This window comes from Aliiroseovarius sp. S253, assembly GCF_049800855.1.
In the GTDB taxonomy this organism is placed as follows: Bacteria; Pseudomonadota; Alphaproteobacteria; order Rhodobacterales; family Rhodobacteraceae; genus Aliiroseovarius.
Genome location: NZ_JBNAFW010000001.1, coordinates 132,570 through 158,236, shown reverse-complemented (window position 1 = coordinate 158,236; position 25,667 = coordinate 132,570). Strand labels below are relative to the sequence as shown.

The 25,667-nt window shown below is 59.0% G+C and carries 22 protein-coding genes; 11 read left to right on the top strand and 11 right to left on the bottom strand.

The window, feature by feature from the left end; genetic code table 11:
* The gene (locus ACP15F_RS00805; RefSeq protein WP_424938956.1) at positions 1 to 3,324 is read left to right on the top strand and encodes an efflux RND transporter permease subunit; all 3,324 of its coding nucleotides are present in this window, start codon (positions 1 to 3) and stop codon (positions 3,322 to 3,324) included.
* A gap of 7 nt (positions 3,325 to 3,331) precedes the next feature.
* Here ACP15F_RS00805 and ACP15F_RS00800 read toward each other — a convergent pair whose 3' ends face one another.
* Both ACP15F_RS00800 and greA read right to left on the bottom strand, forming a co-directional pair.
* On the bottom strand, positions 3,332 to 4,402 hold the full coding sequence (locus ACP15F_RS00800; RefSeq protein WP_424938955.1) for a hypothetical protein: 1,071 nt from the start codon (positions 4,400 to 4,402) through the stop codon (positions 3,332 to 3,334).
* A 2-nt stretch (positions 4,403 to 4,404) separates the two neighbouring features.
* Positions 4,405 to 4,875, bottom strand: coding sequence for a transcription elongation factor GreA (greA, locus tag ACP15F_RS00795; RefSeq protein ID WP_424938954.1), 471 nt, complete (start codon positions 4,873 to 4,875; stop codon positions 4,405 to 4,407).
* Positions 4,876 to 5,168: 293 nt separating this feature from the next.
* Between greA and ACP15F_RS00790 the strand changes: the two genes are divergently transcribed.
* From ACP15F_RS00790 to ACP15F_RS00780, 3 genes are all read left to right on the top strand, one after another.
* Complete coding sequence (locus ACP15F_RS00790) at positions 5,169 to 6,821, top strand: 4Fe-4S dicluster domain-containing protein (RefSeq protein WP_424938953.1); 1,653 nt, start codon at positions 5,169 to 5,171, stop codon at positions 6,819 to 6,821.
* 122 nt (positions 6,822 to 6,943) lie between these two features.
* Positions 6,944 to 8,665: a tetratricopeptide repeat protein gene (locus ACP15F_RS00785; protein ID WP_424938952.1), complete on the top strand. Its 1,722-nt coding sequence runs from the start codon at positions 6,944 to 6,946 to the stop codon at positions 8,663 to 8,665.
* Complete coding sequence (locus tag ACP15F_RS00780; protein ID WP_424938951.1) at positions 8,662 to 9,492, top strand: 4-(cytidine 5'-diphospho)-2-C-methyl-D-erythritol kinase; 831 nt, start codon at positions 8,662 to 8,664, stop codon at positions 9,490 to 9,492. The genes ACP15F_RS00785 and ACP15F_RS00780 overlap by 4 nt, the downstream gene beginning before the upstream one ends.
* Positions 9,493 to 9,581: 89 nt before the next feature.
* Here ACP15F_RS00780 and ACP15F_RS00775 read toward each other — a convergent pair whose 3' ends face one another.
* On the bottom strand, positions 9,582 to 10,577 hold the full coding sequence (locus tag ACP15F_RS00775) for a polyprenyl synthetase family protein (RefSeq protein ID WP_424938950.1): 996 nt from the start codon (positions 10,575 to 10,577) through the stop codon (positions 9,582 to 9,584).
* A 59-nt stretch (positions 10,578 to 10,636) separates the two neighbouring features.
* Here ACP15F_RS00775 and ACP15F_RS00770 point away from each other — a divergent pair, with 59 nt between their 5' ends.
* The 3 genes from ACP15F_RS00770 (at position 10,637) to ACP15F_RS00760 (ending at position 11,917) form a co-directional block, all read left to right on the top strand.
* Positions 10,637 to 10,852, top strand: coding sequence for a DUF2007 domain-containing protein (locus tag ACP15F_RS00770; RefSeq protein WP_108855285.1), 216 nt, complete (start codon positions 10,637 to 10,639; stop codon positions 10,850 to 10,852).
* A 6-nt stretch (positions 10,853 to 10,858) separates the two neighbouring features.
* Complete coding sequence (locus ACP15F_RS00765; RefSeq protein WP_424938949.1) at positions 10,859 to 11,617, top strand: tRNA1(Val) (adenine(37)-N6)-methyltransferase; 759 nt, start codon at positions 10,859 to 10,861, stop codon at positions 11,615 to 11,617.
* A 126-nt stretch (positions 11,618 to 11,743) separates the two neighbouring features.
* Positions 11,744 to 11,917 (top strand): YdcH family protein, encoded by a 174-nt coding sequence (locus ACP15F_RS00760; protein WP_424938948.1) that lies wholly within the window; start codon positions 11,744 to 11,746, stop codon positions 11,915 to 11,917.
* Between the two features lie 16 nt (positions 11,918 to 11,933).
* Here ACP15F_RS00760 and ACP15F_RS00755 read toward each other — a convergent pair whose 3' ends face one another.
* The 5 genes from ACP15F_RS00755 to ACP15F_RS00735 form a co-directional block, all read right to left on the bottom strand.
* A complete protein-coding gene (locus tag ACP15F_RS00755) occupies positions 11,934 to 12,809 on the bottom strand; it encodes a DMT family transporter (protein WP_424938947.1) in 876 nt (291 codons plus the stop codon).
* On the bottom strand, positions 12,806 to 13,747 hold the full coding sequence (locus tag ACP15F_RS00750; protein ID WP_424938946.1) for a transcriptional regulator GcvA: 942 nt from the start codon (positions 13,745 to 13,747) through the stop codon (positions 12,806 to 12,808). The genes ACP15F_RS00755 and ACP15F_RS00750 overlap by 4 nt, the downstream gene beginning before the upstream one ends.
* Before the next feature lie 296 nt (positions 13,748 to 14,043).
* Positions 14,044 to 14,766 carry an acetoacetyl-CoA reductase gene (gene phbB, locus ACP15F_RS00745; RefSeq protein WP_108855279.1) on the bottom strand — a complete coding sequence of 241 codons (723 nt, stop codon included), beginning with the start codon at positions 14,764 to 14,766 and terminating at the stop codon, positions 14,044 to 14,046.
* 184 nt (positions 14,767 to 14,950) lie between these two features.
* Positions 14,951 to 16,126, bottom strand: coding sequence for an acetyl-CoA C-acetyltransferase (locus ACP15F_RS00740; RefSeq protein WP_424938945.1), 1,176 nt, complete (start codon positions 16,124 to 16,126; stop codon positions 14,951 to 14,953).
* 159 nt (positions 16,127 to 16,285) lie between these two features.
* The gene (locus ACP15F_RS00735) at positions 16,286 to 17,089 is read right to left on the bottom strand and encodes an EAL domain-containing protein (protein WP_424940917.1); all 804 of its coding nucleotides are present in this window, start codon (positions 17,087 to 17,089) and stop codon (positions 16,286 to 16,288) included.
* Between the two features lie 136 nt (positions 17,090 to 17,225).
* On the opposite strand from ACP15F_RS00735, the gene ACP15F_RS00730 reads away from it, so the two are divergent.
* Positions 17,226 to 17,810, top strand: a complete 585-nt coding sequence (locus ACP15F_RS00730; RefSeq protein ID WP_424938944.1) for a DNA-3-methyladenine glycosylase I — start codon at positions 17,226 to 17,228, stop codon at positions 17,808 to 17,810.
* Here the strand turns inward: ACP15F_RS00730 and ACP15F_RS00725 are convergent.
* Positions 17,807 to 19,009, bottom strand: coding sequence for a lytic murein transglycosylase (locus tag ACP15F_RS00725; protein WP_424938943.1), 1,203 nt, complete (start codon positions 19,007 to 19,009; stop codon positions 17,807 to 17,809). The genes ACP15F_RS00730 and ACP15F_RS00725 overlap by 4 nt on opposite strands.
* Before the next feature lie 179 nt (positions 19,010 to 19,188).
* Here ACP15F_RS00725 and argH point away from each other — a divergent pair, with 179 nt between their 5' ends.
* The 3 genes from argH (at position 19,189) to ACP15F_RS00710 (ending at position 24,663) form a co-directional block, all read left to right on the top strand.
* Entirely contained in the window at positions 19,189 to 20,586 is a 1,398-nt protein-coding gene (gene argH / locus ACP15F_RS00720) for an argininosuccinate lyase (RefSeq protein WP_424938942.1), read from the top strand.
* 233 nt (positions 20,587 to 20,819) lie between these two features.
* Positions 20,820 to 22,085 carry a diaminopimelate decarboxylase gene (gene lysA / locus ACP15F_RS00715; RefSeq protein ID WP_424938941.1) on the top strand — a complete coding sequence of 422 codons (1,266 nt, stop codon included), beginning with the start codon at positions 20,820 to 20,822 and terminating at the stop codon, positions 22,083 to 22,085.
* The gene (locus ACP15F_RS00710; protein ID WP_424938940.1) at positions 22,042 to 24,663 is read left to right on the top strand and encodes a DUF4175 domain-containing protein; all 2,622 of its coding nucleotides are present in this window, start codon (positions 22,042 to 22,044) and stop codon (positions 24,661 to 24,663) included. Before lysA ends, ACP15F_RS00710 begins: the two co-directional genes overlap by 44 nt.
* 8 nt (positions 24,664 to 24,671) lie before the next feature.
* Here ACP15F_RS00710 and recR read toward each other — a convergent pair whose 3' ends face one another.
* Both recR and ACP15F_RS00700 read right to left on the bottom strand, forming a co-directional pair.
* Positions 24,672 to 25,268: a recombination mediator RecR gene (gene recR / locus ACP15F_RS00705; RefSeq protein WP_424938939.1), complete on the bottom strand. Its 597-nt coding sequence runs from the start codon at positions 25,266 to 25,268 to the stop codon at positions 24,672 to 24,674.
* Positions 25,269 to 25,280: 12 nt separating this feature from the next.
* A complete protein-coding gene (locus tag ACP15F_RS00700) occupies positions 25,281 to 25,625 on the bottom strand; it encodes a YbaB/EbfC family nucleoid-associated protein (RefSeq protein ID WP_108855271.1) in 345 nt (114 codons plus the stop codon).
* Positions 25,626 to 25,667 lie beyond the last annotated feature (42 nt).

The following is a 25,667-nucleotide window of genomic DNA, read 5'->3' as shown; positions in this document are numbered from 1 at the left end:
ATGACCCCTGCCACCGGCATCCTGTCCTATTTCACGCGCCACGCCACGGTCGCCAACCTTCTGTTGGTGATCCTGATGGCGCTTGGCATCGCCAGCTATCCGCAGATGCGTGCGCAGTTCTTCCCCGATGTGATCGTTGAAAGCGTCACCGTCACAACCAGTTGGCAGGGTGCGGGGGCTGAAGATGTAGACACCGCCATCGTGCAGGTGATGGAACCTGCGCTTCTGGCCGTGGACGGCGTATCCAGCGTCAGCTCGCGCGCCTTCGAGGGCCGCGCCCGGATCGAAATGGAGTTCGAACCCGGCTGGGACGTCAATCAGGCAGCCGATGATATTCAGGTCGCGGTGGACGAAATCACCGATCTGCCCGAAGACGCAGACACCCCCACGGTCCGACGCGGCGCATGGCGCGACAGCGTTACGGATGTGGTGATCTCGGGTCCCGTAGCCATCGAACAGTTGGGTCGATTTGCCGACGAAATGGTGATCCGCCTGTTTGAACGCGGCGTGACTCGCACCTCGATCCGGGGCTTTGCCGCCCCGAAAACTGTGGTCGAAGTCACGTCACTGTCGCTGATCGAACATGATGTAACGATGGCCCAGATCGCCGAAGTGATCGCGGGCGAGGTCAGCGCGAACCCGGCGGGCAACGTGTCATCCGGTGCGGCGCGGGTTCGCACAGGTGACCCAAAACGGACCCCTGATGACATTGCTGCATTGGTCCTGCGCGCAAATCCAGACGGGTCAAATCTGACCATCGGAGATGTGGCGATGGTCCGCGTCGAAGGCGTGAACCGCAACCGATCTTATTTCGTGGGCGACGATCCGGCGATGGCGCTGAATGTCTCGCGCTCTGCCCAAGGGGATGCGATTGAACTGCAAGAGATTGTGGAAGAAATCCGCGCCGAAATGCTGGAAACTCTGCCCGAAGGGGTCGAGATCGAGCTGATGCGCACACGCTCTGCCCTGATTTCTGCCCGTCTAAAGATGCTGACCGAAAACGGCCTTCAGGGGCTTGGGCTGGTGCTGCTGCTGCTCTTCCTCTTCCTGAACGCCCGCACCGCGTTCTGGGTGGCTGCGGGGATCCCCGTAGCCATGACCACCGCCGTTTTCTTGATGTATATGTCTGGGATCACGATCAACATGATCTCACTTTTCGCGCTGATCATCACGCTGGGGATCGTGGTGGATGACGCCATTGTGGTGGGCGAGCACGCGGACTTCCGGGCACGACGACTGGGCGAAGAACCGTTCACGGCTGCCGAAAACGCGGCAAGGCGGATGTTCCCGCCGGTTTTTTCCGCCACGCTGACCACAATCATTGCGTTCTTCGGCTTAACCTCGATCGGAGGCCGGTTCGGAGATCTGATTACGGACATCCCCTTCACCGTCATCGTGGTTCTGACCGCGTCTCTGATCGAATGCTTCCTGATCCTGCCGCACCACATGGCGCATGCTCTGACCCACACGGCGAAAGAACACTGGTATGATTGGCCATCCCGGCAGGTGAACAAAGGCTTCCGCTGGGTGCGCGACAAGGGCTTCCGCCCCTTGATGGCGCTGGTGATCAAGGCGCGTTATCCGGTGATTGCGGCAACCATCCTGATCTTAGTCAGCCAAGCCTCGGTCTTCATCCGGGGCGACCTGACCTTCCGCTTTTTCAGCGCGCCTGAACGCTCGTCGATCACGGCGAATTTCGCGATGGCCGAGGGCGCAACCCGCGCCGACACCCGCGCCATGTTGGACAATGTGCAGCGCGCTGTGGAACAGACGACTGCCGAATTCGAAGAAACCTACGGCGCAAGTCCCGTGGCGCATGCGTTGGCACAGATCGGCGGGAACGCAGGACGCGGCTTGTCGGGCGTGGACAACAAAGACGCCGATCTTCTTGGGTCCATCGTGATCGAGCTGATCGACGCCGACCTGCGCCCCTATTCCACCTTCGAACTCGTCTCGGCCCTGCAAGAAGAGATCGTGAACCATCCGCTGTTGGAGGTTCTATCCTTCCGCGGTGGACGCTTTGGACCGGGCGGCGACAGTCTTGACGTCGATCTGTTTGGGGCCACGTCCGAAACACTGAAGGCCGCAGCCGAAGACCTGAAAACGCAGCTGATCCAATACCCCGAAGTATCGGCGCTGGAAGACAGCCTGAGCTATGACAAGGAAGAGCTGGTTCTCGATCTGACCGCGCAGGGCAAGGCACTTGGGTTCACCATTGATGACCTCAGCCGTGTGTTGCGCAATCGCCTGAACGGGGTCGAGGCCGCGACCTATCCCGATGGCACACGTTCGGCCGAAATCCGGGTCGAAATCCCCGACGGCGAACGTTCGGCTGATTTTCTAGAGCGGATGCAACTACGCACGCAGGCTGGCGCCTATGTCAGTCTGGCGGATCTGGTATCCGTGCAGACACGCCAAGGGTTTGCCACCGTCCAACGCGAAAACGGCATTCGGATGGTCAATGTCTCTGGCGATATCAGCGAAGACAACGCCGCCCGCGCAGAAGAGATCCAGCGCACGATCGAGACCGAGATCCTGCCCGCACTGGCCGAGACTCATTCGATTGAATACCGGATCGGCGGGTTGGCCGAACAGCAAAAAGACTTTCTGTCGGATGCCCGTACGGGTCTGGTCTTAGTGTTGCTGGGAATATTCCTGACGCTCGCGTGGATCTTCTCAAGCTGGACGCGGCCGTTGGTGGTCATGTCGATCATTCCCTTCGGGTTGGTCGGTGCGATTTACGGGCATGTGCAATGGGATGTGCCGTTGTCCATGTTCTCGGTCGTGGGGTTGATCGGGATGACTGGGATTATCATCAACGATTCCATCGTGCTGGTAACAACCATCGACGAATACGCGCGAGAGCGTGGAATCATTCCGGCAATCATCGAAGGTGCTGCCGACCGCCTGCGTGCGGTGATGTTGACCACATTGACGACGGTGCTGGGCCTAATGCCCTTGCTGTACGAAACATCGCGGCAGGCACAGTTCCTGAAGCCCACAGTGATCACGCTGGTTTATGGGCTTGGATTCGGGATGTTCCTGGTGCTGTTGATCGTTCCGTCTCTGATCGCAATTCAGACCGACATCGGGAAAATGCTGGCGACGCTTCGGCGGCTTTGGCAGGGTCGTACACGCGCTGCCGCCAAACCTGCGGTCCGCGTGACCGGGTTGGCTGCGGGCGCAATGCTGCTGGCCTTCGCTGGCTCTGTCGCGATTTGGGGTGCCACTAACGGGGCGGTTCTGCGGGCGGTTTTAATGTGTGGAGTGATTGCGGCAATCAGCATGGCCGCCGCCTATGCCAGTCAGAAGCGTGCAGGCTAACGCGACCTCAGTCGAAGGTTCCAGTCACACGACCCAACAGCATGAAAGCCCGCGCAGTTCGGGTGTCAGCCATCGCCGCCAGATCCGCGTCTGACGCGTTCTTTTCGAACTGCGCAAAAGTCTGGTCGAAGCGCCGCAGGAAATGGTGCGCGGCATCGCGGAAGATTGGGTCCTTGCGCATCCGCCCAGCGGTCAGGGCCAAAGACGAGCGATCCCGAACGCCACCAAGTGCGGCAATGCCCTTGCCCCGTTCACCGGCTGCAAACTTGCGCCAAACCTCGGGCCGGGCGCGATCAGGACGCAAATCATCCATATAGATGCCGTCCTGCGACATTAGAGTCAGAATATCCTGAGCGGCTTGGATCAGCCCAGCAACCTGCCGGTCCTCAAGTGCACGGCGCAAGGCGCGGAAGCCCTCGGCATCCTCGGCATGTTCCGGGAAGTGCATCGCGCGGATGAAATCCTCGATCGACAGAGGTGGGATCATGTCCTCGGCCGGCGTACCAAGCTCCAGACTGGTCTGGTCTTCGGGGTCTTTCGGCATCTCCTCTGCGCCCAAAGCAGGTGCGATGGGCATCGGATGTGGATTGGTCAAGCTGGGCATGCCAGGGCGGATGGACACAAAGGTCGCCAGAGCCGTTTCAGTCCGGCGTGAAACCTTGGCGATCTCTTCCAGTTTCTGCTCGACCTTAGAGGCCTGCGCGCCATTGCCGCCCACACCTTGTTGCTGCTGCAAATATGCCGTGCGCATTCCGTCGATGGCGGCCTTCAGCCGTGTGCTTTCTTCGCGCATGATCCGGGCCGAGCGCATCGCCGCCACGGCCACCCAAATCATCGCAACAGGCATCGCGATCGCGACAACGACCATCACAAAACGCAACGGGTCAAACGCGTCGTCAGACGAGCCTGTGCCCAGCACGATGAAAAACATCGCACAGGCCGCCAGCCAGACAAAGGACAGGGCAAGGCCGATTACCTCGGCCATGCTGAGCGGAGGAACCTCGGACAACAGGTCCAATGGCGCGGCACCTTTAGGTTTCGCTTGCTTGACGTCCTTCATCTGAGGCTTGTCTGCCACGGTCAGATCCAGTCGATACTCAGAATTTCATAGGCTTTCTCGCCACCCGGCGTGCGGACTTCGACGCTGTCGCCTTCTTCCTTGCCGATCAGGGCACGCGCGAGCGGTGACTTGATGTTCAGCTTGCCACTTTCGATATCGGCTTCGGGTTCGCCTACGATCTGATAGGTTTTCTCTTCGTCGGTATCTTCGTCTACAATAGTGACGGTCGCCGAAAACTTAACAGTCCCCGACATATTGGCGGGGTCGATCACTTCGGCCAGCGACAGAATGCCTTCCAGCTCTTTGATGCGGCCTTCGATAAAGCCCTGCTTTTCGCGCGCCGAATGGTATTCGGCGTTCTCTTTCAGGTCGCCAAGTTCACGCGCGGTGGCAATCGCCTCGATGATCGCGGGGCGTTCTACTGACTTCAGCTGTTTCAACTCGTCATTCAGCGCGGTGTGACCCGCGCGGGTCAAAGGTATCTTATCCATCAAACCTGTTCATATTTGGTCGCCCGGCACCATTGCGCCCGACAGCGTGTTCTCATTGCGGCTCGGTCGGGACGAAAATCTAGCAATCCGACACGATTTGCAACGCCCTTGTTTGCAGGTGCGATTGGATCCGAAATCAGGTGCCCCGCGCCCGATCCACCCGTGTCAGCGCAAACAAAGCCAAGGTTTGGCAAATTTGTCGGAAACTCACCCTTGTAACGTCGTGTCCTGATTGACCCGCCCTGTGCGTCAAGCTAACGATCTTGCGAAACGGATCGACCGGGGAAAAGATTATGAGCGACATCGAACGCGAAAGCATGGAATACGACGTGGTCATCGTGGGCGCAGGCCCCGCAGGCCTGTCCGCCGCCATTCGTCTGAAACAGCAAGACCCAGACCTTGAGGTCGTGGTGCTTGAGAAGGGCTCGGAAGTTGGGGCGCACATCCTGTCGGGTGCCGTTCTAGACACCTGCGGCTTGGACAAGCTGATCCCGGACTGGAAAGAAAAAGGCGCACCGATCAAGACGGAAGTGAAGAAAGACAACTTCCTTGTACTTGGACCGGCAGGTCATATCCGCGTGCCGAACTGGCCAATGCCCCCGTTGATGAACAACCACGGCAACTACATCGTGTCGATGGCCAACGTCTGCCGCTGGATGGCAGAACAAGCTGAAGAACTTGGCGTGGAGATCTTCCCCGGCATGGCAGCATCCGAGCTGGTCTACGGCGAAAACGACGAAGTGAAGGGCGTCGTTGCAGGTGTCTTCGGTCTGGAAGCTGACGGATCCTATGGCGAGAACACCGAGCCGGGCATGGAACTGCACGGCAAATACGTCTTCATCTCGGAAGGTGTCCGTGGTTCGCTGGCGAAAGAAATCATCGGCAAATACGACCTTCAGGCTGGCCGCGACGTTCAGAAGTTCGGCGTAGGCATGAAAGAAATCTGGGAGATCGATCCCGCCAAGCACCGCGAAGGCACCGTGACCCACACGATGGGTTGGCCACTGGGTTCGAACGCCGGCGGTGGCTCGTTCATCTATCACTTGGAAAACAACCAAGTTTACGTCGGTTTCGTGGTTCACCTGAACTATAAGAACCCGCACCTCTATCCCTACATGGAGTTCCAGCGCTTCAAGCATCACCCCGAGATCGCAAAGCTGCTGGAAGGCGGCAAACGCGTCGCTTACGGCGCGCGTGCGATCACCGAGGGCGGCTATCAGTCGATGCCGAAAGCCTCGTTCCCTGGTGGCGCCCTGCTGGGCTGCTCGGTCGGTCTGGTGAACGTCCCGCGCATCAAGGGCAACCACAACGCCATGCTGTCGGGTATCGCTGCCGCTGATGCTGCCGTGAAAGCCATCAAGGCAGGCCGCACCGGTGACGAGCTGAACGACTATGAAGAAGAACTGCGCACCGGCGAAGTTGCGAAAGACCTGAAGAAGGTCCGCAACGTTAAGCCGCTCTGGTCGAAATATGGCCTCACCGCATCGCTGATGCTGGGCGGACTGGACATGTGGGTACAGTCGATCACCGGCTGGTCGCCCTTCGGCACCGTGAAACACGGTAAGAACGATGCAGAAGCAACCGGCAAGGCTGCGGATTACCCGGAAATCGACTATCCTAAGCCCGATGGCACGCTGTCCTTTGACCGCCTGACCAACGTGTCCTTCGCGGCCACCAACCACGAAGAAAGCCAGCCCTGCCACTTGAAACTGGCCAACCCGGACCTGCCGATCTCGGTCAACCTGCCCGAGTTCGCAGAGCCTGCGCAGCGTTACTGCCCGGCTGGCGTTTACGAAGTGGTTGAAGAAGACGGCAAAGACCCGCGCTTTGTGGTGAACTTCCAGAACTGCGTCCACTGCAAGACCTGTGACATCAAGGACCCCAGCCAGAACATCACCTGGACGGTTCCGCAGGGTGGCGACGGGCCGAACTATCCAAACATGTGATCGCAAGTGATCAAAAAAACGACAAAGAGGGGTGGCCATGTGCTGCCCCTCATTGTTTTCAACTTGCAGGCACATTAGGTTCCATCGAAGAAAACCTGCTGCGACTTAAGGAATATATGCCCTTGTTCCGCCTGACATCTTCGGCCATGCGCCGCCTTGCCCTTCCTGCCCTCCTGGCCGCGTACTGCGCGGCAGGATCAGCCGCATATGCGGACAGCGCAGCCGGGGCATATCTTGCCGCGCGCCACGCCGATCTGTCGCGCAACTTCCCCGAGATGGTCGAATTTGGCACCCGTGCCATTGCCAAAGATCCCGAAAATCTGGACGTGTTAGAAGGGCTGATTGTCGCCCAGATTGCGCTGGGAAAACTGGATGATGCGCTGCCCTATGCGCGCAGGCTGGCGTCGGTCAGTGAAGGCAACCAGATCGCAGCCTTGGTCTTGTTGGGCGAAGCGCTGAAATCAGACGACTGGGACACGGCGACCGGACTTGTGGGCAGCAAGGTATCGATCGCACCGGTCATTGATCAAATGATTCAGGCATGGATCCGCATTGGGCAGGGCAAAATGTCGGATGCGCTGACCATTTTTGACACGCTGGGCGAAGACAGCGCCAGCCTTGGCTTCACGCTGTATCAAAAAGCCTTGGCACTGGCCTATGTCGGCGACTTCGAAGGCGCGGCAAGCATTCTGGGGGGCGAGGACGGGGCGTTGCAGCTGAACCGCTCGGGCCTGTTTGCCCATGCCCAGGCGCTTAGCCAAAGCGATCGCCAAGAGGAAGCTCTTGAGCTGATGAAAGCGGCGCAGTCCGGCATGACCGATCCGGAAGTCGAGCAAATGATTGCAGATCTTGAATCCGGAAAGACGCTTGAGTTCAACGTCATTCGGTCGCCACAAGACGGTATCGCTGAGCTTCTATTCGCCGTTGCCGAAACGGTTGGGACCGAAGGCGATCAAACCGGCATCCTGCTTTACAACCGCTTGGCCGAGCATCTGGTGCCCACCCACGCAGGAGTTCTGGTTCTTTCAGCCCAGATCCTTGAGGGAATGGGGCATCATGACTTGGCGATCGAGACCTTTGGCCGTGTCCCCCAAGACAGCTTCGCCTATCAGCACGCCGCTCTTGGCCGCACCGATGTGCTGCGCCGAGCCGACCGGCTGGACGAAGCCACAGGAGAGCTGCGCACCCTTGCCGAAGCCTTCCCCGACACGGTCCGCTTCCGCGTGGCGCTTGGGGACACGTTAATGCAGCAAGACCGCTTTGCCGAAGCCCGCGACGCTTATGATCTGGCCATTTCACGGTTCGAAGCCGACCTGCCTGCCCAATGGCCCACCTATTTCCAACGCGCAATTGCCGCTCATAAACTAGACGATTGGACCGCCGCCGAGGCCGATTTCCGCAAAGCTCTGGAACTCAGCCCTGAACAACCCACAGTCTTGAACTATCTGGGCTACTCGCTGGTCGAACGCCGCGAAAAACTGGACGAGGCTCTGGGCATGATCGAACGCGCTGTCGCGGCCCGACCGGATCGCGGCTATATCGTCGACAGTCTGGGTTGGGTTTTCTATCGCTTGGGCCGCTATGACGACGCCGTCGAGCAAATGGAGCGCGCGGTCGAGCTGGAGCCGGTGGAACCCATCCTAAATGACCATCTGGGCGACACCTATTGGGCCGTTGGCCGCAAGCGCGAGGCCGAGTTCCAATGGAGCCGCGCCCTGAGCTTCATCACCGATGACACAGACCTGACCGAGCTGGATCCTGACCGCATCCGTCGCAAGCTTGAGGTCGGTCTGGACTTAGTGCTGGAAGAAGAAGGGGCCGATCCCCTGCGCGCCACCGAATGAGCATCACCAAGGTTTTCGCCCCCGCTAAGGTGAACCTGACCCTGCACGTCACGGGACAGCGACGCGATGGCTATCACTTGCTGGACAGCCTTGTGGTCTTTGCCGATGTGGGCGACCGGATCACCGTGATGCCAGCTGAGGCGAACCGACTTGAAGTGATCGGTCCACGCGCCGAGGGCGTCCCGACCGATGGCACCAATCTTGTCGCCCGCGCAGCGGACCTGTTTGGCGTCCCTGTGCATATCGTTCTGTCCAAGCATCTTCCCGCAGCGGCAGGGATCGGGGGCGGAAGCTCGGACGCGGCAGCGACCATATTGGCGCTGTCGGACTTGCTGGGAGATACGCGCCTACCCGAAGGCGTGGCAGAACTGGGTGCAGATGTGCGTGTCTGCCTGATGCGACAAGCGGCGCGCATGCGCGGCATTGGCGAAGACGTCGCCCCCTGCCCCGGTCTACCACCCCTGTTTGCGATTCTGGCAAATCCCGGCGTTGATGTGCCCACCCCGGAAGTCTTCAAGGCTTTGGAGAGCAAACAGAACCCGCCCATGCCCAAACGAATCCCACAAGGAATGAAGACCGGCGCGTTCATCGACTGGCTCGCCACCCAGCGCAATGATCTGGAAGCCCCAGCCATTGCTCGGTCTCCGGTCATTCAGGATGTATTGGACTCGCTATCGGATCTGCCCGGCGCACGACTGGCGCGGATGTCTGGATCCGGGGCCACGTGTTTTGCCTTGTTCGAAACAGAGGACGCCGCGAAGGCGGGCGCAAAGGCACTGGCGCAGACGAAGCCGAAATGGTGGGTAGAAGCTGCAAAGCTATCCTAGGGCTTCGGTGGCTCACTTCGTGAGCCTGAGGGGGCTCTGCCCCCGCGCTGCGCGCTCCCCCGGGATATTTCTGGTAAGAAAATGAGAGTTTAATTCAGACGTGCGACCACGTAGTCCGCGATGTCGTGGAGCATGTGCCGGATCGGCGCGTCGGGTAGTACGGTCAGGGCAGCTTTGGCTTTGTCGGCCCAAGCAATGGCCTCGGCCCGTGTGTCTTGCAGCGCGCCATGTTTGTTCAAAAGCACCAGAGCGTGCTCCAAGTCACCCTCTTCCTGACGACCTTTTTCGATCGTTCGGATCCAGAAGGCGCGCTCATTTGCGTCAGCTTTGGCCACAGCTTTGATCAGCGGCAGGGTCAGTTTGCGTTCGCGAAAATCGTCGCCGATGTTCTTGCCGGTGGCGTCGCCGCCCCAGTAATCCAGAAGGTCATCTACGATCTGGAAGGAAATGCCCAGCGCGTCACCATAGTCAAACAGCGCTTGCACTTGTTCTTTGGGAGCATCCGCGATGACGCCGCCCACCTCGGTCGCGGCCGAGAAAAGCGCCGCCGTCTTGCCGCGCACGACCTGGCGATAGATGTCTTCATCTGTCGACAAATCCTGTGCAGCGGTCAGCTGCAGCACTTCGCCTTCGGCAATCGTGGCCGAGGCATTGGATAGGATGCGCAGCACATCCAGCGACCCGGTGTCGGTCATCAGCTGGAACGAGCGCGAGAACAGGTAATCACCGACCAGAACGCTGGATTTGTTGTCCCACAGAAGGTTTGCGGTGGGACGGCCACGGCGTTGAGCACTTTCATCCACCACGTCATCGTGCAGCAGGGTCGCGGTGTGAATGAATTCAACCGTTGCAGCCAGATGGATGTGATAGGGGCCTTCATAGCCGCACAGACGCGCTGCCGCCAAAGTCAGCATGGGGCGCAGACGTTTGCCGCCTGCATCAACCAGATGTGCAGTCACTTCGGGAATACGTGGCGCATGTTTCGAGGCCATACGTTCGCGAATCAGGGTATTCACGGCCTCCAAATCCTCGGCCAGATGCTGACCCAGACGCTCATGCGGTTTATGTGCAGCTTCGATCAGCATCTTCACCTTCCCGTCAACCGGCTCGACAAATGGGCAGGGATGCCCTTATCTCCGAATGCATGAAAGAGCTTCTGAGAACCACGGATCCAACCATGATCCCCTTCGTCACCGCCCTTCTTACAGGCGAGGATATAGCTTGCTTTGCGATGGACGTCCATATGAGCGCGCTGGAAGGGTCCATTGGCATTTTGCCGCGCCGCCTAATGGTGCGTGACGAAGATCTGTTCATCGCTCGCGCGATCCTGCGCGACCACGACATCGCCTTCGAAAGCTGAAAGGCCATGATGACCTTGGACGACCTGACACAGGATGACTTTCTGGGCGGACAGTTGGTGCTGTCTCAACCCAGAACGGGCTATCGTGCGGGCGTCGACCCTGTCTTTCTGGCCAGCGCAGTCCCCGCACAGTCCGGCCAGTCAGTGCTGGAGCTGGGGTGCGGTGTCGGAGCTGCGTCCTTGTGTCTTGGGCGACGCATTCCGGGATTGGGGCTTCATGGAATTGAACGCCAGGCGGATCATGCGGAATTGGCGCGCAAGAATGCGAAAGACAACGGAATTTCTCTGACCGTGCATGACGGAGATCTGGCCCAGATGCCGGAGGTTTTGCGCGCTCAGAACTTCGATCATGTAATCATGAACCCGCCCTATTTTGACCGTGCACGGGGCAGCATGTCGCCGCACGATGCACGTGAACAGGCAATGGGCGAAGAAACCCCGCTGGCCATTTGGATGGATCAGGCCACGCGACGTCTGAAACCGCGTGGGATGCTGACAATGATCAATGCGGCCGAGCGGCTGCCGGACATTCTTTCGGCACTCGATGACCGATTGGGATCGGTTGTGGTGCAGCCCCTGTCACCGCGCACCGGCCGTGCGGCGAAACTGTTGCTAGTGCAGGCCCGCAAGGGCGGACGCGCGGCGTTTCGACTGGCGGCACCGATTGTTCTGCATGAAGGCGCCGAACATACTTCGGATCGCGAGCATTATACGCCTGCGATACAAGCCATCCTGCGCGATGGTGCTGCCTTGAACTGGGGATAAGCCCGAACGGTTAAACGCCAGGCAACCACGTCAGCAGATACCCGCAAAGATTTGCAACGTTTTCGTGACAAGCGGAAGAAAGTGTGGTGCACTCGGTACGTTCTATAAACCAACAGGAGGATCCCCATGAGCATGAGTTCGCATCTTGAAGAGCTGCGCAGGAAACACGAGGTCCTCTCGGAAAAAGTCGAAGAGATCCAGCGCGCGCCCGGCAGTACAGACGCCGAGATATCCGAACTAAAAAAGCAAAAGCTCCAGCTCAAGGAAGAAATTGAACGACTGACGACGGCTACGGCCTGACGACTTTAGGCTCGGGTCAGGTCTGTTTTGACGAACCGGCACTGGCCCGTGCCGCCATTAAAGCCCCAGCAGTGATCAACACCCCCGCGATCAGCAAGGATGGGTGAGGCTGGGCAACACCAGCCAAGATCAACACAAGCGTGGACAGCAACGGCGCGCCATAGCTCGCGACGCCCAGAAGCTGAATATCACCGCGTTTGACACCCACATCCCAGACATAGAAGGCCAACCCGACCGGCCCCAATCCCAGCCCCAAGACGGATGCCCAGCCCAGCGTGCCGTTGGGCCAGACCGTGTCCTCCCACATGAAATGTGCGCCAGTAGACAGAATGGCTGTGGCAAGACAGAACACCACGACCGAAGCCGTGGGGGTATTTCCCAGCCGCCGTGACAGAACCGAATATCCCGACCATGTAAGCGCACAGAGGAACGCCAGAACAAAGCCCGGCAGCGCAGTTGTATCAAATCCCGAAGCCCCTCCAAGCACGATCAGCGCAGCACCCGCAAACGAGATCAACGCACCGATCACATGCATTGGGCGAAGGCTTTCACCTGGCAACAGCCCGGAAAACAAAACGATAAAGAGTGGCCAGAGATAAGCGATCAATCCAGCTTCGGCTGCGGGTGCCATGCGCAATGCCGAAAAATATAGCGCGTGATAGCCAAACAGGCCCAACGTCCCGAATGCGTAGACTCGCCAGCTAACGGTGCGCAGAATGCCCAGACCTTCAGTCGCACCAATCCAGATCACGCCCAGCGTTCCACCCACCAGAAAGGTCATCGCGGCCAGTTGGAAAGGCGGCACAGGGTCGGTCCCTACGGTGAACAGCGCAAGAAGCGACCACAGCAATACGGCGATGAACCCGATGAAGGTGGCAGTTTTGCGTGTCACGACTGATCCTCGACCGAAACGATTTTCAAACTTTCAGTCACATGCGTGTTTTTTGCGATCTCTGCAATCACCCAATCGCGGAAGGCCGCAATCGCAGGGCGGTTTTCTTGTCCCTGACGGCACAGGAAACGAAAACGCGCCTTAGTCGACAAGGCCAAGCCATAGGGCGCAACCAGCCGTCCTTCGGCCAGATACTTCACAACAAACGCGCGCCGCCCCAGTACAACGCCCACCCCCGCCATCGCCGCATCCAACGCATGGTCTGGCTGCGAGAATACCGATGCGATGCGAGGGGTGCCTTCTACCCCAGCAGCGCGCAGCCACGCCGGCCAGTCGCATGGCGGGTTCAGAAAGTCATCTGATGTGTTGTGAATCAGCGGGGCAGACAGCAGGTCTTTTGGCTCGGGATATTTCTCAGCCAAGGCAGGCAACATCACCGGTGTTAGCCACTCGCTTGCCAGCGGATGAGAGTACAACCCGTCATCCGGACCATAGCCAAAGCGGATGGCAACATCGATCTCGTCCCGGTTCAGATCCACCATCTTCAGACCCGCCGCAAAGCGAAGCTCGATCTCAGGATGATCGTGGGCGAAGGCATACAGCCGAGGCGCAAGCCACTTCGACGTAAACGCTGGCCCGGCGGTAACGGTCAGAGTGTTGCTGTCCAAACTGCGCCGCGCATTGCGCCAGGCGCTGGTCAGCATCTCGAACCCATCTGCCGCACCGGGGGCAAGCAGGCGTCCAGCCTCGGTCAGTTCAACTGCGCGATTCAGTCGATGAAATAGCGGAGCACCAAAATGTTCTTCCAGCGATTTGATCTGAAAGGACAGGGCTGCTGGCGTCACATTCAGTTCAGCCGCAGCTTTTTGGAAGGACATATGGCGGGCAGCGGCATCAAATGCGCGCAGGGCGGTTAACGGGGGTGGACGATCGCTCATTTCAGTTAAGTATCATTTACCCGAAAGGATGGAAAGTCTCGTTTGTCGCTAGATTTTCAAAGCCCCATATTGGGGCCAGGCAAAGATGACTTAAGAAAGATAACGCCATGCTAGAAACTGCCACATCACAGACCGATCTTCGTATTACCTACGAACGTGCTCACGCCGAACGTTCCAAGATGTTTCGTCTGGTGGGCCGTTGGATCGTAGCAGCCTTCGCGCTGCCCCTTGCCGCACTGAAAACAAAAAGGGCCGGCCATAACAGCCAGCCCCTGAATTGTGATTGTCCTGCGTAATTAAACGAAGAACTGTGCACCGTTGGCCGAGATGGTCGAACCGTTGATGAAGCCCGCATCATCGGACGCCAGGAAGGCTACGCAGCGCGCGATCTCTTCCGGTTCACCCAGACGGCCTGCCGGGATGCCTGCAACGATCGAATCGCGCACTTTTTCCGGGATCGCCATAACCATTTCGGTCGCGATATAGCCGGGGCAGATGGCGTTGGCGGTGATGCCCGCACGTGCGCCTTCTTGTGCCAGCGACTTGACGATACCCAGATCGCCAGCTTTGGTCGCAGCATAGTTCACCTGAGCAAACTGGCCTTTCTGACCGTTGATCGAGCTGATCACGATGATGCGGCCGAACTTGCGTTCACGCATGCCGGGCCAGATCGGGTGTACGGTGTTGAACACGCCGGTCAGGTTGGTGTCGATGACTTCCTGCCACTGTTCGGGGGTCATCTTGTGGAAAGGTGCGTCGCGGGTGATGCCTGCGTTGGCAACAACTACGTCGACAGGACCAAGATCAGCTTCAACCTGTGCGATGCCAGCTTTGCTTTCCTCATAGCTGCCAACATTCCACTTGTAGGTCTTGATGCCGGTCTCGGCGGTGAAGGCTGCGGCTTTCTCTTCGTTGCCGGCGAAGGTCGCGGCGACCTCGTAGCCTTCCGCTTTCAGCGCTTTTGAAATTGATGCGCCAATACCGCGCGAACCTCCGGTGACGAGTGCAACTCGGGCCATGATATTCCTCCACTTCGAATCTGAGTCTGAAACTCTGTTACATTTTCAATTTAACTTGCGCAATATTATTGCGCAAACATTTTGCCGCAATGCAGAGTTTTATTTTGCGGTTGCGACAAGAGCACGACAAAACAGTTAATAAAAAAGGCGCCCGAAGGCGCCTTTTCGATCGTATCTTTCGACCTTACGGACGTTCGAGGCACATAGCCACGCCCATGCCGCCGCCGATACACAGGGTCGCCAGACCCTTCTTGGCTTCGCGGCGCTTCATTTCGAACAACAGCGTGTTCAGGATACGGCAGCCCGAGGCGCCGATCGGGTGACCGATGGCGATGGCGCCGCCGTTCACGTTGACCACGTCCGGGTTCCAATCCATGTCTTTGTTCACGGCACAGGCCTGTGCAGCGAAGGCCTCGTTGGCCTCGACCAGATCCAGATCCTGAGCTTTCCAGCCGGCCTTATCCAGCGCCTTACCCGACGCGTGAATTGGGCCAACGCCCATAATCGACGGGTCCAGACCAGCGGTCGCGTAGGACGCGATGCGTGCCAGCGGCTCCAGCCCACGCTTCTCGGCTTCATCTGCCGACATCAGCAGAACGGCGGCGGCGCCGTCGTTGATGCCCGAAGCGTTTGCAGCGGTCACCGAACCGTCCTTGATAAAGGCCGGGCGCAGTTTCTGCATGGCTTCCATGGTGGCGCCGTGACGGATGTATTCATCCTGATCTACGATGATGTCGCCCTTGCGGGTTTTCACTGTGAAGGGCACGATTTCGTCGGCGAATTTTCCAGCTTTCTGAGCGGCTTCAGCCTTGTTCTGCGAGGCAACGGCGAATTCGTCCTGCATATCGCGGGTGATCTGCCATTTCTCTGCGACGTTCTCGGCGGTTTGACCCATGTGGTAACCGTTGAACGCATCCCACAGACCATCCTTGATCATGCAGTCGATGAATTTCATGTCGCCCATTTTGTGGCCCGCACGCAGGTGTGCGACGTGGGGGCTGAGGGTCATGTTCTCTTGGCCACCGGCAGCGACGATTGCTGCATCACCCAGCTGAACATGCTGTGCGCCCAGCGCCACGGTGCGCAGGCCCGAGCCACAAACCTGGTTGATACCCCAAGCTGATGCCTCTTTCGCGTAACCCGCATTGATATGCGCCTGACGTGCAGGGTTTTGGCCTTGGCCGGCTTGAAGCACCTGACCAAGAATGGTCTCGCTGACCTCTGACGGGTCAATCCCAGCACGGGCGACGATCTCGGCCAGAACGGCGGCGCCGAGGTCATGAGCGGGTGTGTTCGAGAACGACCCCGAGAAACTGCCCACGGCGGTACGCGCGGCCGATACGATTACAACATTGGTCATGATGCTTCCTTTTCCTCCAGACTGACGATCAGCAATCTGTCGCGTGTTTCATAAATTTCCAAAACACACGCCATCCCGCACGATCATTGCTGGGCGCATCCTGTGCTGCATTGCAGAGAAAATCAAGCGGCGTGAGCGTGGTTGCGTTATCACACGTGCCTAAGCCGCTTTGCGCCAATAGGGATCCAAGGTCGGCACACCGAAATAATATCCTTGCATGCAGTCCACTCCGATTTGGGTCAGAAATGCTGCGTCCTCGGCTGATTCAACACTTTCAGCTACGGTGAACATATCAAAATGCCGCGCGACCGAGATCATTGCCTGTGTGAGGATCTGATTGTCCGGATCACTGTGAATTCCTCGGATAAATTCGCCGTCAATCTTGATGATATCGAAATAGAAATCTTTAAGGTATTTGAACGAGGTATAGCCTGCCCCAAAGTCATCTAACGCAAAGCTGATACCATGCCCCTGCATCTCGGCCATGAAGACCCGCACTAGCTCTGGCATGGTGATCGCGGTGCGTTCCGTGATCTCAAGGATCAGACGTTCGCCCAAATGCGGATCATCTTCGAGCCCGCGCTCTAGCACCTTCTTCCAACCCGGATATCCGATCGATCTGGCAGACATATTGATGGCCAGTCGCAAACCAGGTTCAGCCTGCAAAGCCTCCAATCCTTTTTCCAGCGCCAGCGCGTCCAATTTGCGACCCATCTCCTTGTCTTCAACCGAGTCGATAAAGTCCTTGGCGGGAATCACCCGCCCATTAGAATCCAAAACCCGTATCAGCCCTTCGAAGAACGCACGGCGATCTGGGTTCGTCGTTTGAATGACAGGCTGAAAGGCCAGCCGAACACGTTTCTTTCGCAACGCATCGCGCACTAAGCTGATCGCGTCCTTATCGCGAATCCCGATGGCCGAACTCAGCGGATCCCCGATTGGGCCGTCCACGGGATCTTGCATCTGCGCGTTTGGGGATGTCTTACTTCCAAAGTTGAACATTGTGTCGCCTCTGCTGCCGTACGACCATGAGTGGCAATTCTATGCTAATGAGACGTAAATCAGACAAGTTACCTAAAACTTTCACGGACCTGACAATATGACCCATTCCCCGTCGCAAAGCCCTGACACCCCCCGCTGCCCGTGGTGTGGGAGCGAGCCTATTTATCAGGAATATCATGACCTTGAGTGGGGTGTGCCTGAATGGGATGGACGCGCCCTGTGGGAGAAGTTGATCCTTGACGGATTTCAGGCCGGACTAAGTTGGATCACAATCCTTAAAAAGCGAGATAATTTTCGTGCGGCTTTCGAAGGGTTTGATCCCGAACAGATCGCAACATGGGGCGAGCCCGAGATTGACCGCCTGCTGCAAGACAAGGGCATTATCCGGCATCGCGGCAAGATCGCCGCCACGATCACCAATGCGCAGGCCTATCTGGACTTGGGCGGCGCAGAGGCCTTTCGGGACATGATGTGGGGCTATGTCGACGGCGCGCCGTTGAACGGGCGCTACAAGACATTGGATGAGGTGCCGACATCTTCTTCGCTATCCACTCAGATATCGAAAGATCTAAAGAAAGCCGGATTCAAGTTTTGTGGCCCGACCATTGTCTATGCGTGGATGGAAGCTTGCGGACTGTTCAACAACCATCTGGTCAGTTGCCATCGGCACGATCAAGTTTAGCTCAGTCTCGCCAAAAGCTGAACGCTTGGCACTCCGGTCACCGGCATCCCCTGCGATGCCTCAAACGCGCGGATAGCGGCGCGCCCCTTTTCACCGATGACGCCGTCGGGACGGCCTGCCTGAAAACCCAGATCGTTCAGGCGTTTCTGAAGCGCCTGTCGTTCTTTGGACGACATTCCCCAGGGTTTCTTCGGGTAACTGGCCTGAATCGCGCGACCTCCGGCAAGGCGGTCTGACAGATGCCCTACGCCGATCACATAGCTGTCTGCATAGTTATAGGTCTTCAGCACGTGGAAATTCTGGAAGATCATGAAGATCGGGCCCGTCGGTCCAGCAGGCAGAATCAGCGCGCCACTATCAGCACCCGTCAACGCCCGTCCCTTCACATCAGTAACTCCAATCTTCCCCCAATCGCGCAACCGGCGCGAATAAACCCGCCCAGTCAGAGCAAGATCGAACCCTTTGGGCAGACGCACCTCGGCCGCCCAAGGCTGGCCTTTGGTCCACCCCTTTGCGCGCAGATAGGCTGCGGTCGACGCCAGCGCATCCGTCGGATCATCCGACCAGATGTCGCGCGCACCGTCGCGGTTGAAATCCTCGGCATGGGCTAAATACGAGCTAGGCATGAATTGCGTGTGTCCCATCGCCCCGGCGTAAGACCCCTTCATGCGCGAAGGCGATACATCGCCCGAGCTGAGGATCTGCAAGGCGGCCATCAACTCGGCCTCGAACAAGTCACGCCGGCGACCTTCATAGGCAAGCGTGGCAAGTGTCGACAGGACCGAAGCAGACCCGCGAACCGCACCAAAACTGCTTTCCATTCCCCAAATCGCGACGATGACTTCTTTGGGAACGCCGTATTTCTTCTCGATCTTCTTCAGAAGCGTGGGATAGCGGGACAACGCCCGCTGCCCGCCCTTGATCCGCTGAGGCGAGGCCGCCGATGCAATATAGTCCTGCAAGCTACGCGCCGTTTCCGCCGGGCGGCGGTCCGACTTAATGACCGAGGGCAGGTATTCCGCCCGCCTTAACGCTTTTAAGGCCGTGTCACCAACCCCTGCCGAGCGCGCTTTGGTCGAAAACCCCGACAGCCAGCCTGAAAATCCACTATCGGCCAGCACGCGACCCGGTATCATGGCGGCAGCAGACAGCGTGGCCATCGCCATGCGGCGGCTGAAGAGGGTGGAGTGTTGTGGCATCTGGGGTCCTGTCGACAGCGATTTGTCTAACCACTGTAGGGACTGCACGTTGCGACACAAAGGCAATCCGGTCACGTCGGCAAATCCACGCCACATGGAACCGTGGCCAGAGCAATTGCACCCACCCGCCTTGCCGCGTATAGCATTGCCCAGAAGAAATATGTCCTGAAAGGCAGATCATGAGCGACGACACGAAATCCGCGAATGAAATGTGGGGCGGCCGGTTCTCGGCGGGTCCCGACGCGATCATGGAGGCGATCAACGCCTCGATCGGCTATGACCAGCGCATGGCGCGACAGGACATTGAAGGCTCGCGCGCCCATGCCGCGATGCTAGCCGCAACCGGTGTGATCACCGAAGGTGACGCCAAGGTCATCCGCGAAGGTCTGTTGACCGTGCTGGCCGAGATCGAAGCGGGCAACTTCGCCTTCTCGACCGCGCTGGAAGACATCCACATGAACGTGGAAGCGCGTTTGAAAGAGATCGTCGGCGAACCTGCTGGTCGTCTGCACACCGCCCGGTCGCGCAACGACCAAGTAGCCACCGATTTCAAACTCTGGGTCCGTGACCAGATGGACGCTGCAATTGAAGGGCTCGAGGCCTTGATCCGCGCGCTGCTGGGTCAGGCGGAAGCGGGTGCCGATTGGGTCATGCCCGGCTTCACCCACCTGCAAACTGCACAGCCCGTGACATGGGGCCACCACATGATGGCCTATGTCGAGATGTTCGGCCGCGACATGTCACGCTTCCGCGACGCACGTGCCCGTATGAACGAAAGCCCGCTGGGATCAGCTGCGTTGGCCGGAACGTCCTTCCCCATCGACCGCCACATGACGGCCGAGGCCTTGGGTTTTGACCGCCCCACCGCAAACTCTCTGGACGCGGTGGCTGATCGCGACTTCGCGCTGGAGTTCCTGTCCTCGGCCACCATCTGCGCCATGCACCTATCGCGCTTCGCGGAAGAGCTGGTTATCTGGTCCTCGGCCCAGTTCCGTTTCGTGCGCATGTCGGACAAATGGTCGACGGGTTCATCGATCATGCCGCAAAAACGCAACCCTGACGCCGCCGAGCTGATCCGCGCAAAGATTGGCCGGATCATGGGCGCCAACATCGGGTTGATGACCGTTATGAAGGGTCTGCCGCTGGCCTACTCCAAAGACATGCAGGAAGACAAAGAGCAAGTCTTTGACGCCGCCGACAACCTGATGCTGGCACTGGCTGCGATGACCGGGATGGTTGCGGACATGACCGCCAATACCGAAAGCCTTGAAGCTGCGGCCTCGTCCGGTTTCTCGACTGCCACTGATTTGGCTGACTGGTGCGTACGCGCATTGAACATGCCGTTCCGTGACGCCCACCACGTCACCGGGTCTCTGGTGGCGATGGCCGAGGAACGTGGTTGCGACCTGCCCGACCTGTCGCTGGAAGACATGCAGTCGGTCAACGCGCAGATCACCGACGAAGTCTTCGGCGTTCTGGGTGTCCACAACTCGGTTGCGTCGCGCACATCGTATGGCGGTACCGCACCCAGCGAAGTGCGCAAGCAGATCGCCCGCTGGACCGAGTCGCTGGCATGATCCGCGCGCTTCTGATCACCGCCCTTCTGGGGCTGGCGGCCTGCGGCGCAGACGGCGAGCCTATTCGCCCGGGGTCTGCCGAGGATGTCGCGGCCCAGTAAATCTTACCGCATCTACCTAGAAAACGCCGGTCACCACGACCGGCGTTTTTTCATTGCGATCAAGGCCGAGGGTTGAGCGAGACGCCCAGTTCCGCTAGGGCATCGTGAAAGCGCAGACAGACGAGGCCCAAGATGGACCATTTCCTTTACCGCGATGGCGTATTGCACGCCGAAGACGTATCGATTGAAGAGATCGCTGCCGAAGTTGGCACGCCCTTCTATGTCTATTCTTCTGCAACGCTGAAACGTCATATCGGGCTGTTCAATGAAGCTCTGGATTGGGCTGACCATCTTGTCTGTTTCGCGGTCAAGTCGAACTCGAACCTCGCCGTTCTGAAACTGCTGGGCGAAATGGGTGCGGGCATGGACGTGGTCTCGGGTGGTGAATACCGCCGCGCGATTGCTGCAGGTGTTCCCGGCGAACGGATCGTCTTTTCGGGCGTTGGCAAAACCCGCGACGAAATGCGTCTGGCGCTGACCAACGGCATCCGCCAGTTCAATCTGGAAAGCGAACCGGAAATGCGCGTCTTGTCCGAGGTCGCCAGCGAGTTGGGTGTTATTGCCCCCGTTACCGTACGCGTGAACCCGGATGTAGACGCGAAAACCCACGCCAAAATTTCGACCGGGAAATCTGAAAACAAGTTCGGCATTCCGATTGCACGCGCACGCGAAGTCTATGCTGAAATCGCTTCCCTGCCCGGCCTTAAAGCCGTCGGCATCGACGTGCATATCGGCTCGCAGCTGACCGAGCTTCAGCCGTTCCGTGAGGCCTATGAAAAGGTCGCCGAATTAACCGAAGCGCTGCGCGAAGATGGTCATGATATTACGCGCCTTGATCTGGGCGGCGGGCTTGGCATTCCTTACGAACGCTCGAACGACGCGCCGCCACTGCCCATCGAATACGGGCAGATGGTGAAGGAAACCGTGGGCCATTTGGGTTGCGAGATCGAGATCGAGCCGGGTCGTCTGGTGTCCGGCAATGCTGGGATCATGGTCACCTCGGTCATCTATGTGAAAGAGGGCGAGGGGCAGGACTTCCTGATCGTTGACGCCGCGATGAACGACCTTGTGCGCCCCGCCATGTACGAAGCGCATCACGACATCATCCCCGTGGTCGAAGCCGCCCCCGGCGAAGAAAAATCGCGCTATGACATTGTCGGCCCGATTTGCGAGACCGGCGACACCTTCGCTAAAGGCCGCGATTTGGACGGCCTGAATCCTGACGATCTGATCGCTTTCCGTTCGGCCGGGGCCTATGGCGCGGTGATGGCGTCCGAGTACAACTCGCGCCCCCTGATCCCTGAAGTGCTGGTGATGGGCGATCAATATGCCGTCATCCGCGCACGTCCCACCTATGAAGAGATGCTGGGACGCGATACCATTCCAGAATGGCTGTGATGTTTCCACGGGTCCGGTGACCCGGCCCGACCTGTCCCAGAAGGTGCAAAAGCGCCTTCGTTGGCCCTTGGCGTTGACAAGGGGCGGGATGGTATTGGAACGGCTTTGGCAAGCTGGCTGGCCGTTGGCCACCGTGGGTTTGGTGGCAATTGCGCTAGCGGGCTTCGGCGGTCTTCGCGGCTGGGCGGTGTCCGCGCCTTTGGGGTTGGTCGCCCTTACTTGCCTTATTTTTGCTGCCCGCCGATTCATTTGGCCAACATCAGGGCACGCCCTTCGACGGTTGGATGACAGCCTGACCGGCCACCCGATTGCCACGCTTCAAGATGACCAAGCCACGGGTGTAGACGACGTGGCTTCGGCCGGGTTGTGGCAGGCACATCAGGATCGGATGCTCGCGCGTCTGGACGACGTGCAGCCGGTTGCACCCGATCTGCGGGTGGCACGGAAAGACCCGTTTGCATTGCGTCTGATCGCTGCGACCGGGGCCGTGGTGGCGATTGGATTTGGGCCATGGCAATCCGGCACAACGACCGGCACAACCGGCGCAGCAGCCCCAGTCGCTGCCAGTTGGGAAGGCTGGATTGAACCGCCCTCATATACAGGCAAACCCAGCTTGTATCTGGACGATCAACCGGATGGCGCCCTGACCATCCCCAAGGATAGTCGCCTGACCCTGCGCAAGTACGGCGACCTAAACGCCTTGGGCTTTGCAGGTTCCATTCTGGACAATGACGCCAACGCCGGCCCCAGCTTAACCCATCGGATCACGCGCAGCGGTACCTTGTCTATTAACGGACCCGAGACGCGCGACTGGATGATCACGGCGCTCGAAGATACCCCACCTAGTGTTCGCCCGAACGGGCCGCTTACCCGGCAGCTCAACGGTGATTTCACGCTCGGGTTCGTCGCAAGCGACGACTATGGCGTCACCAGCGGAGAGGTCATCATCACCCTTTTGCTCGACGATATAACACGGGATCACGGACTGACCATTGCCCCAGAACCACGGCCAGAGGTGACGGTGGACCTACCCTTGCCCTATCGCGGCGCGCGCACCTTGATCGAAGGCGTACTACAGGAGAACCTGACCGAACATCCCTATGCCGGTTTGCCCGTCACCTTAACCTTTCAAACGCAAGATGGCGCGAAACAGGTCGGAGACAGCGAACCCTATCCCATGACCCTGCCCGCCCGCCGTTTCCTGGATCCGTTCGCGAAAACACTGATCGAACAACGCCGCGATCTTCTGTGGAACCGCGCCAACGCGCGGCGTGTGTCACAAGTTCTGCGTGCCACACTGGTCCACCCAGAAGAGTTGTCCCTACCCGAGGGAATATATCTGCAGCTGCGTGGTGTGATCCGGCGGCTCGAGGCGGGTCTCGACTTCACCGAAGTTGCCAGCGGTGTCCCCGGGGAACTGCGGGACGAAATCGCTCAGGTTTTGTGGGATGTCGCGGTCGAATTGGAAGATGGCCAACTGGACGACGCGCGCGCCCGTATGGAAGAGGCACATCGCCGCCTAGAACAAGCAATGCGTGACGGGGCCACACCCGAAGAACTGGCCGAGTTGATGGACGAATACCGCGATGCGATGCGCGATTATATGGAGCAACTGGCGCAGCAAGAACCTCAGGGCGACCCGAACGCGCCGCAACCGGACAACTTAATCGAACTTAGCCAATCCGATCTGGACGCAATGATGGACCAGATCGAGGAATTGATGCGCAAAGGCCGAACCGACGAAGCGATGCAGATGCTAGAGCAGATGCGCCGGATGATGGAGAACATGCAAGCCTCGCGGGGTGGTGAAGGCCAGCGCCCCGGCGAGGGCGCACGCGAAGAACTGCGCGAGACCATGCGCCAGCAACAGGGGCTGTCAGACCAGGCCTTCCGTGATCTTCAGGAACAGGGTCAAGGACAGGGCTCTCAAGCTGGCGAAAGCGAAGGCAACGAAGGGCGTGACGGGGGCCAAGGTCGCGGGCAAAGCCACGATGGTGCGGGGGGCGAACAAGGTCAGACCGGCGAAGGCGGCGGACAAGAGGGACCCGAGAGCCTAGGCGGCGGGGGCGACGATCCCGGCAGCAGCCTTGCTGATCGCCAGCGCGCCCTACAAGACCAGCTGAACGCCCAACGCCGAAACTTGCCCGGCGCGGGCGATCCTGCAGGCCAAGCTGCACGCGAAGCGCTGGATGAAGCGGGCCGTGCGATGGGTCAAGCCGCCGAAGCGCTGGATGAAGGTGACATCCCCGAAGCCCTGAACCAGCAAGCCGACGCGATGGAGGCCATGCGCGAAGGGTTGCGCCAGTTCGACGAAGCAATGGCCAATCAACAGGCGCAGCAGGAAGGTCAGCAGGGTGGAAACCCCGGCGACAGCGAAAGTGCATCGACCCAAGACCCGCTAGGCCGCAGCCAAACCGGGCGCGGTGGGGCCAATCAAACGGATAATCCACTGGGTGACACGGATGAAACCTATCGCCGGGCCGAAGAATTGATGCAGGAATTGCGCAAGCGCTCGGGCGAGACGGATCGCCCCGAACTGGAACGCGATTACTTGAAGAGGCTTTTGGATCAGTTCTGATCCGTGACTTACATCCGCTTTCGTGCGGACAGGGCTGCCGAGATCGTGCCTTCGTCCAGATAATCCAGCTCGCCGCCGATGGGGACACCTTGCGCAAGCGAGGATACCAGACACCGGCCTTCAAGTTCGTCCGCGATGTAATGCGCGGTGGTCTGTCCGTCGACGGTGGCATTCAAGGCGAGAATAACCTCGCTGATGCTGTCATCCACCACCCGCTGAACCAGACGTGGAATGCCCAGATCCTCGGGACCGACGGCGTCCAGCGCAGACAAGGTTCCGCCCAGCACGTGATAGCGGCCTTTGAACAGACCCGCGCGCTCCATCGCCCACAAGTCGGCCACGTCTTCGACCACGCAGATCTCGCCGGTTGCACGTTTTTCTGAAACACAGATGTCACACCGATCCGAGGTCGAAACATTGCCGCAGGTCACGCATTCACGTGCAGTTTCCGCCACCGCCTGCATCGCATCCGCCAAGGGCGTCAGCACCAGCGCGCGCTTGCGGATCAGATATAGCACCGCCCGACGGGCCGAGCGCGGACCGAGCCCTGGCAACTTCGCCATCAGCTCGATCAGGTTCTCGATATTACGCGGTGCTTCTGACATTTATTCGGGTCGTTAGAACGGCAGGTTCATGTCTTTGGGCAGGCCCAGCTCTTCCGTCAGACGCGACATTTCGCTTTCCGAACGCTGCGCAGCTTTGGCCTGCGCATCTTTGATCGCGGCCAAGATCAGATCCTCGACCACTTCTTTTTCATCCGGGTTAAAGATGGTGGGGTCGATGTCCAGACTGGTCAGAACGCCTTTGGCCGTGGCGGTCGCCTTGACCAGACCGGCGCCGCTTTCGCCAACCACGGTCATCGTCTCGAGGTTTTCCTGAAGCTCGGCCATCTTGGCCTGCATTTCCTGCGCCTTTTTCATCATCCCGGCCATATCGCCGAGGCCGCCCAGTCCTTTGAACATGTGATGCTCCTGTCAATTCACTTAGCGTTTAGATACGGGGCG

Coding starts and splice junctions, on each gene's coding strand:
- ACP15F_RS00750 (WP_424938946.1), bottom strand. CDS start 13,747: ATGAGCGATCGTCCACCCCCGTTAACCGCCCTGCGCGCATTTGATGCC.
- ACP15F_RS00730 (WP_424938944.1), top strand. CDS start 17,226: ATGACCCATTCCCCGTCGCAAAGCCCTGACACCCCCCGCTGCCCGTGG.
- ACP15F_RS00710 (WP_424938940.1), top strand. CDS start 22,042: ATGAAGAGATGCTGGGACGCGATACCATTCCAGAATGGCTGTGATGTT.
- ACP15F_RS00700 (WP_108855271.1), bottom strand. CDS start 25,625: ATGTTCAAAGGACTGGGCGGCCTCGGCGATATGGCCGGGATGATGAAA.
- ACP15F_RS00780 (WP_424938951.1), top strand. CDS start 8,662: ATGAGCATCACCAAGGTTTTCGCCCCCGCTAAGGTGAACCTGACCCTG.
- greA (WP_424938954.1), bottom strand. CDS start 4,875: ATGGATAAGATACCTTTGACCCGCGCGGGTCACACCGCGCTGAATGAC.
- ACP15F_RS00770 (WP_108855285.1), top strand. CDS start 10,637: ATGAAAGAGCTTCTGAGAACCACGGATCCAACCATGATCCCCTTCGTC.
- ACP15F_RS00790 (WP_424938953.1), top strand. CDS start 5,169: ATGAGCGACATCGAACGCGAAAGCATGGAATACGACGTGGTCATCGTG.
- ACP15F_RS00735 (WP_424940917.1), bottom strand. CDS start 17,089: ATGCAAGATCCCGTGGACGGCCCAATCGGGGATCCGCTGAGTTCGGCC.
- ACP15F_RS00760 (WP_424938948.1), top strand. CDS start 11,744: ATGAGCATGAGTTCGCATCTTGAAGAGCTGCGCAGGAAACACGAGGTC.
- ACP15F_RS00765 (WP_424938949.1), top strand. CDS start 10,859: ATGATGACCTTGGACGACCTGACACAGGATGACTTTCTGGGCGGACAG.
- ACP15F_RS00725 (WP_424938943.1), bottom strand. CDS start 19,009: ATGCCACAACACTCCACCCTCTTCAGCCGCCGCATGGCGATGGCCACG.
- lysA (WP_424938941.1), top strand. CDS start 20,820: ATGGACCATTTCCTTTACCGCGATGGCGTATTGCACGCCGAAGACGTA.
- phbB (WP_108855279.1), bottom strand. CDS start 14,766: ATGGCCCGAGTTGCACTCGTCACCGGAGGTTCGCGCGGTATTGGCGCA.
- argH (WP_424938942.1), top strand. CDS start 19,189: ATGAGCGACGACACGAAATCCGCGAATGAAATGTGGGGCGGCCGGTTC.
- recR (WP_424938939.1), bottom strand. CDS start 25,268: ATGTCAGAAGCACCGCGTAATATCGAGAACCTGATCGAGCTGATGGCG.
- ACP15F_RS00740 (WP_424938945.1), bottom strand. CDS start 16,126: ATGACCAATGTTGTAATCGTATCGGCCGCGCGTACCGCCGTGGGCAGT.
- ACP15F_RS00775 (WP_424938950.1), bottom strand. CDS start 10,577: ATGCTGATCGAAGCTGCACATAAACCGCATGAGCGTCTGGGTCAGCAT.
- ACP15F_RS00805 (WP_424938956.1), top strand. CDS start 1: ATGACCCCTGCCACCGGCATCCTGTCCTATTTCACGCGCCACGCCACG.